General features: G+C 61.1%; 9 protein-coding genes. 6 read left to right on the top strand and 3 right to left on the bottom strand.

Annotation, left to right across the window (positions count from 1 at the left end):
* Positions 1-270 precede the first annotated feature (270 nt).
* The 3 genes from gltB to hemE all read left to right on the top strand — a co-directional run bounded on the left by gltB (position 271) and on the right by hemE (position 7,489).
* A complete protein-coding gene (gene gltB / locus CAF76_RS18575) occupies positions 271-4,716 on the top strand; it encodes a glutamate synthase large subunit (RefSeq protein WP_085648018.1) in 4,446 nt (1,481 codons plus the stop codon).
* Positions 4,717-4,749: 33 nt separating this feature from the next.
* Entirely contained in the window at positions 4,750-6,168 is a 1,419-nt protein-coding gene (locus CAF76_RS18580; protein WP_007909438.1) for an FAD-dependent oxidoreductase, read from the top strand.
* 253 nt (positions 6,169-6,421) lie between these two features.
* Positions 6,422-7,489: a uroporphyrinogen decarboxylase gene (gene hemE / locus CAF76_RS18585; RefSeq protein WP_007968321.1), complete on the top strand. Its 1,068-nt coding sequence runs from the start codon at positions 6,422-6,424 to the stop codon at positions 7,487-7,489.
* A gap of 70 nt (positions 7,490-7,559) precedes the next feature.
* Here hemE and CAF76_RS18590 read toward each other — a convergent pair whose 3' ends face one another.
* Positions 7,560-8,834, bottom strand: a complete 1,275-nt coding sequence (locus tag CAF76_RS18590) for an MFS transporter (RefSeq protein ID WP_085648019.1) — start codon at positions 8,832-8,834, stop codon at positions 7,560-7,562.
* Positions 8,835-8,952: 118 nt separating this feature from the next.
* Between CAF76_RS18590 and CAF76_RS18595 the strand changes: the two genes are divergently transcribed.
* Positions 8,953-9,849: a LysR family transcriptional regulator gene (locus CAF76_RS18595; protein ID WP_039766450.1), complete on the top strand. Its 897-nt coding sequence runs from the start codon at positions 8,953-8,955 to the stop codon at positions 9,847-9,849.
* Here the strand turns inward: CAF76_RS18595 and CAF76_RS18600 are convergent, their stop codons facing one another.
* Positions 9,850-10,287 (bottom strand): excinuclease, encoded by a 438-nt coding sequence (locus tag CAF76_RS18600; RefSeq protein WP_085648020.1) that lies wholly within the window; start codon positions 10,285-10,287, stop codon positions 9,850-9,852.
* A gap of 118 nt (positions 10,288-10,405) precedes the next feature.
* Here CAF76_RS18600 and CAF76_RS18605 point away from each other — a divergent pair, with 118 nt between their 5' ends.
* Both CAF76_RS18605 and CAF76_RS18610 read left to right on the top strand, forming a co-directional pair.
* Positions 10,406-10,711 (top strand): type II toxin-antitoxin system RelE/ParE family toxin, encoded by a 306-nt coding sequence (locus CAF76_RS18605; protein ID WP_039766452.1) that lies wholly within the window; start codon positions 10,406-10,408, stop codon positions 10,709-10,711.
* A complete protein-coding gene (locus CAF76_RS18610) occupies positions 10,708-10,995 on the top strand; it encodes an addiction module antidote protein (RefSeq protein WP_011332089.1) in 288 nt (95 codons plus the stop codon). The genes CAF76_RS18605 and CAF76_RS18610 overlap by 4 nt, the downstream gene beginning before the upstream one ends.
* 47 nt (positions 10,996-11,042) lie before the next feature.
* Here the strand turns inward: CAF76_RS18610 and CAF76_RS18615 are convergent, their stop codons facing one another.
* The gene (locus CAF76_RS18615) at positions 11,043-11,483 is read right to left on the bottom strand and encodes an excinuclease (protein ID WP_085648021.1); all 441 of its coding nucleotides are present in this window, start codon (positions 11,481-11,483) and stop codon (positions 11,043-11,045) included.
* Positions 11,484-11,487 lie beyond the last annotated feature (4 nt).

The raw sequence follows: 11,487 nt of genomic DNA on the forward strand, positions 1-11,487 counted from the left end.
GCCTTGTGGTGTCTGCGTCACAGTAGTCTTTGAGTCGTTGCGGTCAAAATTAAAAAAGTTTTGACTAGCACAGCAGATCGCTTTAAACCTTTCACAAATGCGACATGAACTTGCGACATTTCGTCGTCAAATTTGTGAGCCTCTGTGTCGCTGTGTACAATGACCACCCTTTTGCCCCCGCAAAGCCGGCGTACGTTCGGCGCGGCAAGCAAGTGGTTGAATTGAAAAGAAATTTGCCTCGTTAAGAGGCAGCCTGGTGAGAAAGTGTCTATGAAAGCAGGTCTGTACCAACCAGATGAATTCAAGGATAACTGCGGTTTCGGCCTGATAGCCCATATGCAGGGCGAACCCAGTCATACCCTTTTGCAAACGGCCATCGAGGCCCTGACCTGCATGACCCACCGCGGTGGGATTAATGCCGACGGCAAGACCGGTGACGGTTGCGGTCTGCTGATTCAAAAACCCGACGCCTTCCTGCGTGCCATTGCCCAGGAAACCTTCAGCGTCGAGCTGCCCAAGCAATATGCCGTGGGCATGGTCTTCTTCAATCAGGATCCGGCCAAGGCCGAAGCCGCTCGCGAGAACATGAACCGCGAGATCCTGGCCGAAGGCCTGCAACTGATCGGCTGGCGCAAAGTGCCGATCGACACCAGCGTCCTCGGCCGCCTGGCCCTTGAGCGCCTGCCGCAGATCGAGCAGGTGTACATCGGCGGCGAAGGCCTGAGCGATCAGGACATGGCGGTCAAGCTGTTCAGCGCCCGTCGTCGCTCGTCCGTGGCCAATGCCGCCGACACCGACCACTACATCTGCAGCTTTTCCCACAAGACCATCATCTATAAAGGCCTGATGATGCCGGCCGACCTGGCCGCGTTCTATCCGGACCTGGGTGACCAGCGCCTGCAAACCGCGATCTGCGTGTTCCACCAGCGCTTCTCCACCAACACCCTGCCGAAATGGCCGCTGGCTCAGCCATTCCGCTTCCTCGCCCACAACGGCGAGATCAACACCATCACCGGCAACCGCAACTGGGCGCAGGCCCGTCGGACCAAGTTCACCAACGATCTGATGGATCTGGAAGAACTCGGCCCGCTGGTCAACCGTGTCGGTTCCGACTCCTCGAGCATGGACAACATGCTCGAACTGATGGTCACCGGCGGCATCGACCTGTTCCGTGGCGTGCGGATGATCATTCCGCCAGCGTGGCAGAACGTCGAAACCATGGACCCGGATCTGCGTGCGTTCTACGAGTACAACTCGATGCACATGGAGCCGTGGGACGGCCCGGCCGGCGTGGTCATGACCGACGGTCGCTACGCGGTGTGCCTGCTCGACCGTAACGGTCTGCGCCCGGCGCGCTGGGTCACCACCAAGAACGGTTTCATCACCCTCGCGTCGGAAATCGGCGTCTGGAACTACCAGCCTGAAGACGTGCTCGCCAAGGGCCGTGTCGGCCCGGGCCAGATCTTCGCCGTGGACACCGAAACCGGGCAGATCCTCGACACCGACGCGATCGACAACCGTCTCAAATCCCGTCATCCGTACAAGCAATGGCTGCGCAAGAATGCCCTGCGCATCCAGGCGACCATGGAAGACAACGATCACGGCTCGGCTTTCTACGACGTCGATCAGCTCAAGCAATACATGAAGATGTATCAGGTCACGTTCGAAGAGCGCGATCAGGTACTGCGTCCGCTTGGCGAGCAAGGCTATGAAGCCGTCGGCTCGATGGGCGACGACACGCCGATGGCCGTGCTGTCCCAGCGCGTGCGCACGCCGTACGACTATTTCCGCCAGCAGTTCGCCCAGGTGACCAACCCGCCGATCGACCCGCTGCGTGAAGCGATCGTGATGTCGCTGGAAATCTGCCTCGGTGCCGAGCGCAACATCTTCCAGGAATCGCCGGAGCACGCATCGCGCGTGATCCTCAGCTCGCCGGTTATTTCCCCGGCCAAGTGGCGTTCGCTGATGAACCTCGACCGCCCGGGTTTCGAGCGGCAGATCATCGACCTCAACTACGACGAAAGCGTCGGCCTCGAAGCGGCGATCCGCAACGTCGCCGATCAGGCTGAAGAAGCCGTGCGTGGCGGTCGTACCCAGATCGTTCTGAGCGACCGCCATATCGCTCCGGGCAAGCTGCCGATCCACGCCTCGCTGGCCACCGGCGCGGTGCACCACCGCCTGACCGAAAAAGGCCTGCGCTGCGACTCCAACATCCTGGTGGAAACCGCCACCGCCCGCGATCCGCACCACTTCGCGGTGCTGATCGGCTTCGGCGCCTCGGCGGTCTATCCGTTCCTGGCCTACGAAGTGCTGGGCGACCTGATCCGTACCGGTGAAGTGCTGGGCGACCTCTACGAGGTGTTCAAGAACTACCGTAAAGGCATCACCAAAGGTCTGTTGAAGATCCTGTCGAAGATGGGCATTTCGACCATCGCGTCGTACCGCGGTGCGCAGCTGTTCGAAGCCATCGGCCTGTCCGAAGAAGTCTGCGAGCTGAGCTTCCGTGGCGTGCCGAGCCGAATCAAGGGTGCGCGTTTCGTCGACATCGAAGCCGAACAGAAAGCACTGGCCACCGAAGCCTGGAGTCCGCGCAAGCCGATCCAGCAGGGCGGTCTGCTGAAGTTCGTCCACGGTGGCGAATATCACGCGTACAACCCGGACGTGGTCAATACCCTGCAAGCCGCCGTGCAGCAGGGCGACTACGCCAAATTCAAGGAATACACCTCGCTGGTGGACAACCGTCCGGTGTCGATGATCCGCGACCTGTTCAAGGTCAAGACCCTCGACACGCCGCTGGACATCAGTGAAGTCGAGCCGCTGGAATCGGTGCTCAAGCGCTTCGACTCCGCCGGTATCTCGCTGGGCGCCTTGTCGCCGGAAGCTCACGAAGCCCTGGCCGAAGCCATGAACCGCCTCGGTGCGCGTTCCAACTCCGGCGAAGGCGGCGAAGATCCGGCGCGCTACGGCACCATCAAGAGCTCGAAAATCAAGCAGGTTGCGACCGGCCGTTTCGGGGTGACCCCGGAATACCTGGTCAACGCCGAAGTGCTGCAGATCAAGGTCGCCCAGGGCGCCAAGCCGGGCGAGGGCGGGCAACTGCCGGGCGGCAAAGTGAACGGGCTGATCGCCAAGCTGCGTTACGCAGTGCCGGGCGTGACCCTGATTTCGCCACCACCGCATCACGACATCTATTCGATCGAAGACTTGTCGCAACTGATCTTCGACCTGAAACAGGTCAACCCGAAGGCGCTGGTCTCGGTGAAACTGGTGGCTGAAGCGGGCGTCGGCACCATCGCCGCCGGTGTGGCCAAGGCCTACGCGGACTTGATCACCATCTCCGGCTACGACGGTGGCACCGGTGCTTCGCCGCTGACCTCGATCAAATACGCCGGCGCTCCGTGGGAACTCGGCCTGGCCGAAACCCACCAGACCCTGCGCGGCAACGACCTGCGCGGCAAGGTTCGGGTACAGACCGACGGCGGCCTGAAAACCGGCCTCGATGTGATCAAGGCTGCGATCCTCGGCGCCGAAAGCTTCGGCTTCGGCACCGCGCCGATGATCGCGCTGGGCTGCAAATACCTGCGTATCTGCCACCTGAACAACTGCGCTACCGGCGTCGCGACCCAGAACGAGAAGCTGCGCAAGGATCACTACATCGGCACCGTCGACATGGTGGTGAATTTCTTCACCTACGTCGCCGAAGAAACCCGTGAGTGGCTGGCCAAGCTGGGCGTGCGTTCCCTCGAAGAGCTGATCGGCCGCACCGATCTGCTGGAAGTCCTCGAAGGCCAGACCGCCAAGCAGCATCACCTGGATCTGACCCCGCTGCTGGGCAGCGATCATATCCCGGCGGACAAGCCTCAGTTCTGCGGCGTCGAGCGCAACCCGCCATTCGACCAGGGCCTGCTGGCCGAGAAAATGGTCGAGATGGCGACGTCGGCGATCAACGACCTCAGCGGCGCCGAATTCGATCTGGACATCTGCAACTGCGACCGTTCGATCGGCGCACGGATCTCCGGCGAAATCGCGCGCAAGCACGGCAACCAGGGCATGGCCAAAGCGCCAATCACCTTCCGCTTCAAGGGCACGGCGGGTCAGAGCTTCGGCGTGTGGAACGCCGGCGGTCTGAACATGTATCTGGAAGGCGACGCCAACGACTACGTCGGCAAAGGCATGACCGGTGGCAAGCTGACCATCGTGCCGCCGAAGGGCAGCGTTTATAAGACTCAGGAAAGCGCCATCATCGGCAACACCTGCCTGTACGGCGCCACGGGCGGCAAGCTGTTCGCCGCCGGCACCGCAGGCGAGCGTTTCGCCGTGCGCAACTCCGGTGCCCACACGGTTGTGGAAGGCACTGGCGATCACTGCTGTGAGTACATGACCGGTGGTTTTGTCTGCGTTCTGGGAAAGACCGGTTACAACTTCGGCTCTGGCATGACCGGCGGTTTCGCCTACGTGCTCGACCAGGACAACACCTTCGTTGACCGGGTCAACCACGAACTGGTGGAAATCCAGCGGATCAGCGGCGAGGCGATGGAAGCCTATCGCAGCCACCTGCAGAACGTGCTGAACGAGTACGTCGCGGAAACCGACAGCGAGTGGGGTCGTGAACTCGCCGAGAACCTCGATGACTACTTGCGCCGTTTCTGGCTGGTCAAGCCGAAGGCTGCCAACCTGAAGTCGTTGCTTTCCAGCACCCGTGCCAACCCGCAGTGATATGCGCCTGAAGAGTTTGATGAGGTTTTAACAATGGCTGAACGTCTGAATAACGACTTCCAGTTCATCGATGTCGGGCGCAAGGATCCGAAGAAGAAACTGTTGCGTCAACGCAAGAAAGAGTTCGTGGAAATCTACGAACCGTTCAAACCCCAGCAGTCGGCCGACCAGGCCCACCGCTGCCTGGGTTGCGGCAACCCGTATTGCGAATGGAAGTGCCCGGTGCACAACTTCATTCCGAACTGGCTGAAGCTGGTGGCCGAGGGCAACATCCTCCAGGCCGCCGAGCTGTCGCACCAGACCAACACCCTGCCGGAAGTCTGCGGCCGGGTGTGCCCGCAGGATCGTCTGTGCGAGGGTGCGTGCACCCTTAACGACGGTTTCGGCGCGGTGACCATCGGTTCGGTCGAGAAGTACATCACCGACACCGCGTTCGCCATGGGCTGGCGCCCGGACATGTCCAAGGTCAAGCCGACCGGCAAGCGTGTCGCGATCATCGGCGCAGGCCCGGCGGGCCTCGGTTGTGCCGACGTGCTGGTGCGTGGCGGCGTGACGCCGGTGGTGTTCGACAAGAACCCGGAAATCGGCGGTCTGCTGACCTTCGGCATCCCCGAGTTCAAGCTCGAGAAGACCGTGCTGAGCAATCGCCGCGAAGTCTTCACCGGCATGGGCATCGAATTCCGCCTCAACACCGAGGTCGGCAAGGACGTGACCATGGAGCAACTGCTCGCCGAATACGATGCCGTGTTCATGGGCATGGGCACCTACACCTACATGAAGGGCGGTTTTGCCGGTGAGGACCTGCCGGGCGTTTATGACGCACTGGATTTCCTGATCGCCAACGTCAACCGCAACCTGGGCTTTGAAAAGTCGCCGGAAGATTTCGTCGACATGAAAGGCAAGAAGGTCGTGGTGCTGGGCGGCGGCGACACGGCGATGGACTGCAACCGCACGTCGATCCGCCAGGGCGCCAAATCGGTGACCTGCGCCTATCGTCGTGACGAAGCAAACATGCCCGGCTCGCGCAAAGAGGTGAAGAACGCCAAGGAAGAAGGCGTGAAATTCCTCTACAACCGTCAGCCGATCGCCATCGTTGGCGAGGACAAGGTCGAAGGCGTGAAAGTGGTCGAGACCCGTCTCGGCGAGCCGGACGCCCGTGGCCGTCGCAGCCCCGAGCCGATCCCGGGCTCCGAAGAGATCATCCCGGCCGACGCCGTGGTCATCGCGTTCGGTTTCCGTCCAAGCCCGGCGCCGTGGTTCGAGCAGTTCGAGATCCAGACCGACAGCCAGGGCCGCGTCGTTGCGCCCGAGCAAGGTCAGTACAAGCACCAGACCAGCAACCCGAAAATCTTCGCCGGTGGCGACATGGTGCGCGGTTCCGACCTGGTGGTGACGGCGATCTTCGAAGGCCGCAATGCGGCTGAAGGGATCCTGGATTACCTGGGCGTCTAAACCCGGATCCTGAGCCAAAAGCAATAACCCTGTGGGAGCGAGCCTGCTCGCGATGGCGGTGAATCAGTCACCAGACGTATTGGCTGACAATCCGCTATCGCGAGCAGGCTCGCTCCCACAGTTGTTTCTCGCTGTTGCTGATGCCCCGTATTTATTGCGACAAATTGACCCGATAGACAAAAGGCTGACCTGCATCCGTGCCTTTTGCGTCGCGCTCTGAGAAAATGCCCGCACTTTTTTTCCGGATGCCGACATGACTGCCCTGAAGAACGACCGTTTCCTCCGCGCCCTGCTCAAGCAACCCGTAGACGTCACCCCTGTGTGGATGATGCGCCAGGCCGGCCGCTACCTGCCGGAATACCGCGCCAGTCGCGCCCAGGCCGGTGATTTCATGAGCCTGTGCATGAATCCGGAATTCGCCTGCGAAGTCACGCTGCAACCGCTGGACCGCTATCCGCAACTGGACGCGGCGATCCTGTTCTCCGACATCCTCACCATTCCCGATGCCATGGGCCAGGGCCTGTACTTCGAGACCGGTGAAGGTCCGCGCTTCAAGAAAGTCGTCAGCACCCTGGCCGACATCGAAGCTTTGCCAATTCCGGATCCGCACAAGGACCTCGGCTACGTGATGGACGCGGTCAGCACCATCCGCCGCGAACTGAACGGCCGCGTGCCGCTGATCGGTTTCTCCGGCAGCCCGTGGACTCTCGCCACGTACATGGTCGAAGGCGGCTCGTCGAAAGACTTCCGCAAGACCAAGGCGATGCTCTACGACAACCCGCAAGCCATGCACCTGCTGCTGGACAAGCTGGCGCAATCGGTGACTTCGTACCTGAACGGCCAGATCCAGGCCGGTGCGCAAGCGGTGCAGATCTTCGATACCTGGGGCGGCAACCTGTCGGCGGCGGCGTATCAGGAATTCTCCCTGGCCTACATGAAGAAAATCGTCAGCGGCCTGATCCGCGAGCACGACGGTCGCAAAGTGCCGGTGATCCTCTTCACCAAGAACGGCGGCCTGTGGCTGGAAAGCATCGCCGAGGCCGGCGCTGACGCACTGGGCCTGGACTGGACCTGCGACATCGGCAACGCCCGCGCCCGCGTCGGTGACAAGGTCGCGCTGCAAGGCAACATGGACCCGACCGTGCTCTACGCCAAACCTGAAGCGATCCGCACCGAAGTCGGGCGCATCCTCGCCAGCTACGGCAAGGGCAGCGGCCACGTGTTCAACCTCGGCCACGGCATCACGCCGGAAGTCGATCCGGAGCACGCTGGCGCGTTCCTGCGTGCGGTGCACGAGTTGTCGGCGCAGTATCACGAGTAATCGGCGCTCAGCTCTAAGGGTAGAAAACAAAAACGCCCGGCTAATGCCGGGCGTTTTTTATGGGCGTGAATCAGGCTTTGACGCCACCCAGCGGCGGCAACTTCGCCAGCTTCAACGCCACCAACAGTGCCACCAGCAAGAGCGCGCCGATGAACAGGCCGATCCCGTTCCATCCCGCCAGGTGCCAGAACACTCCGCCGGCCGTCCCGGCAATGCTCGAGCCAGCGTAATAGCTGAACAGGTACAGCGACGACGCCTGGCCCTTGGCCTTGAGCGCCCGACGGCCGATCCAGCTGCTGGCCACCGAGTGCGCGCCGAAGAAGCCGAAGGTGAAGATCAGCATGCCGACGATCACCAGCGGCAGCGGTGTGAACATCGTCAGGGCGAGGCCGGCGAACATCAGGGCGATGGTGGCCCAGAGCACTTTGCGGCGGCCCAGTTTGTCGGCCAGCGAACCGATTTTTGCCGAGCTGTAGATACCCGACAGGTACACCACCGACAGCAGCCCCACGAAAACCTGATCCATGTGGTACGGCTCCGCCAGCAGGCGGTAACCGATGTAGTTGAACAGGGTGACGAATGCGCCCATCAGCACGAACGCTTCGAGGAACAGCAGCGGCAGGCCGGCATCGCGAAAGTGCATGGTGAAGCCGTCGAGCAGACTGCGCGGGTGCAGCGAGCGGGAGCGGAAGTTGCGCGACTCCGGCAGGATCTTCCAGAACACTGCTGCGGCGATCAACGCCAGGCCGCCGATCACCATCATCGCCGTGTGCCAGCTGACGAAGTCGATCAGCACCCCGGTGATCAACCGCCCGCTCATCCCGCCAATCGCGTTGCCACCGATATACAAACCCATCGCCAGACCGATGTGCTGGGGATGGATTTCCTCGCTGAGGTAAGTCATTGCCACCGCCGCCAGGCCGCTCAATGACAGCCCGATCAACGCACGCATGATCAGCACGCCGTGCCAGCTCGGCATCATCGAACTGGCGATGGTGCACAGCGCCGCGGCGAACAGTGCGGCGACCATCACCGGTTTGCGCCCGACCCGATCGGAAATCGGGCCGGTGATCAGCAGACCGAACGCCAGCATGCCGGTGGCCACTGACAGGATCAGGCTGCTCTGCGCGGCGTTGATCGAATATTCGTGGGACAGCAGCGGCATCATCGGCTGCACGCAGTACAGCAGGGCGAAGGTGGCGAAGCCGCCGCTGAACAGCGCGAGTACCGTGCGCATGAACGCGGGCGTGTCTTTCTCGATGTAGATCTCTTGCAGTTCGGTCAGCACATCGTCCGCCGCAGCGGGCGGAACTTCATGGGCCAGTGGAGCGACGGCGGTTTTCACATCAGACCTCGGAGGGCGCGGGCAGGCAGGCAATGAAAAAATCATATAGCTGGCTAATGTTTCTATCCAATATATTGTTCGACCTGTTTGATAGCTTTTACGACCTAATGGGGTGTTCATGGAATTGCGTCATCTGCGCTACTTCATCGCCGTCGCCGAAGAACTGCACTTCGGCCGCGCCGCACAGGTGCTGGGCATCTCCCAGCCACCGCTGAGCCAGCAGATTCAGGCGCTGGAACAGGAAGTCGGCGCGCGACTGTTCGAGCGTACCAATCGTCGGGTCGAGCTCAGCGAGGCCGGGCGACTGTTTCTGGAGGAAGCGCGGCTGGTGCTGGCTCAGGTCGATAAAGCGGCGGACGTGGCCCGCCGGGCGCAACTCGGTGAACTAGGGGAGTTGAAGATCGGCTTCACTTCGTCGGCGCCTTTCAACTCGACCATTCCCCAGGCGATTTTTTCCTTCCGTCAGCGCTTCCCGGCTGTGCACCTGAACCTGCGCGAGATGAGCAGCACCATGGTGGCCGACGCGTTGGTGGACGAATCGATCGAAGTCGGCATCATGCGACCGCTGGGTTTGCCGGATTCGCTCAGCGTGGTCGAACTGATGCGTGAGCCTTTGGTGGCGGTGCTTAGTTCCAAACATCCGCTGGCGCAGGGCTCTGAAGAGGGACTGTTCCTCTCGGCGCTGGCACTTGAGCCGTTCGTGTTCTTCCCGCGCAGTTACGGCAGTGGTTTGTATTCACAGTTGATCAGCCTGGCCCGCGACGCGGGATTCAGTCCGCACTTTGCCCAGGAGGCCGGCGAAGCCATGACCATCATCGGTCTGGTGGCAGCCGGTTTGGGCGTGTCAGTGATGCCAGCGTCGTATCAGCGGATGCGCATCGACGGCGTGGTCTATCGACCGCTGCTCGATCCCGAGGCCGTGACGGCGGTGTGGCTGGTGCAGCGCAAGGATCAGAAATCACCGATGGCCAAGGCATTTGTCGAACTGCTCACGCGCAAGGTCGAAGCCGGTTGATCAGGGCAGCCGCACCAGATCACCCTTCAACGCCACTCGTGTGACAAAGATGCCGGCCCGACATTCGTAAGTGTTCAGATCCTTGCGCACATGCTGGTCGTAGTAGCTGACGATGTTGGTCACCGCATTCGCCCCGACACGCTTGGCCTCGGCCTGCAGCGCAATCAGATTCGACTGCAACACCCACTCGCAGGAGTCGTGATCGCTCTTGTTGAAGCCGTTGGTCTTCAGATCGCTGACCACCCCGCGCCGCAACAACCGCTGAGTGCCCTGAGGCCCGTTGCCGACCAGATAAAACGTCACACTGCCATCCAGCCGCCCGGCGCGCATCGCATCCGACACGACGGTTTCGAAGGGCATGTACATCAGATTGGTGGCGTGGCTGGCGCTGGGGAGCAGGCTGAAAAGGGCGGTAGCGATCAGGGCTTTCGCTTGCATGGTCGTCTCCTTGACGTAACGCGCAGCAAATCATGGGTATGACGAGTGTAGACGCCGTATATCGGACAGAGAGAAGTCCATGTAGAGTGCGTGTAGCTCAACGGCTACACTTGCGACCATGACTGAGATACTTCGAAGCTCCACATTCTCGAGCTGGCTTGTGAAGCTGGCTGATAGTCGCGCCAGGATGCGTATTCAGGTGCGAATTGATCGTATGGCTGAAGGAAACTTCGGTGATGTCAAAGCCATTGGCGAAGGGATCAGCGAAGCCCGAATTGACTATGGCCCGGGATATCGGGTCTATTTCATGCAGCAAGGTCGTCAGCTGGTCATCCTCCTTTGTGGTGGAGACAAGAGCAGTCAATCTCGAGACATCAAGCAAGCCAGGCTCATCGCGGAATCCTGGCAGGAGCAAAACCCATGACCGAACAATTCACTCGTTGGGACTCAGCCGAGTACCTCAAGACAGAAGAGGACATGGCCAACTATCTGGATGCCTGCATGGAAGAGGCGGGGGATGACCCGGCTTTTATTGCCAAGGCACTTGGCACTATCGCTCGGGCGCGTGGCATGACCCAGGTCGCGCGGGATGCGGGGCTATCAAGGGAAAGTCTTTATCGCGCACTGTCAGGCGAGGTAAATCCCGAGTTTGGAACGATCCTCAAAGTCATGAAAGCGCTGGGGCTGAAGTTGCATGCCAGCACATGATCTGAATTGAAAAGGGCGCCGAAAGGCGCCCTTCGTCGTTCCGGCCGTTACTGAACCGTCGCCAGATCGCCCTTCAACGCTACGCCGGCCATGATGGCGCCCGCGTGGCATTCGTAGGTTTTCGCATCCTTGCGCTCGTTGCTCTTGTAGAAGCTGACGATGTTGGTCACGGCGTTGGCGCCGGCGTTTTTTGCGGCCTGGTGCAGGCTGATGATCGCCGATTGCACGACCCACTCGCAGGCTTCCTGGTCGGTCTTGTTGAAGGCGTTGGTCTTCTTGTTGGTCACGGCGCCGGGGCTGACGACGGTAACTTTGCCGGCTGGGGCGTTGCCCGCCAGATAGAACTTCACGCTGCCGTCGATCTTGCCGGTGCGGGTCGCTTCGGCGACGGCCTTGTCGAACGGCAGATAGACCGCCGTGTCACGGGCCTGGCTGACGGCCGGCAAGGCGCAGATGAGCAGGGTGGCAGCGAGTTTTTTGAAGTGCATAGAG

It is taken from the genome of Pseudomonas sp. B40(2017) (genome assembly GCF_002112855.1).
GTDB lineage: Bacteria > Pseudomonadota > Gammaproteobacteria > Pseudomonadales > Pseudomonadaceae > Aquipseudomonas > Aquipseudomonas pharyngis.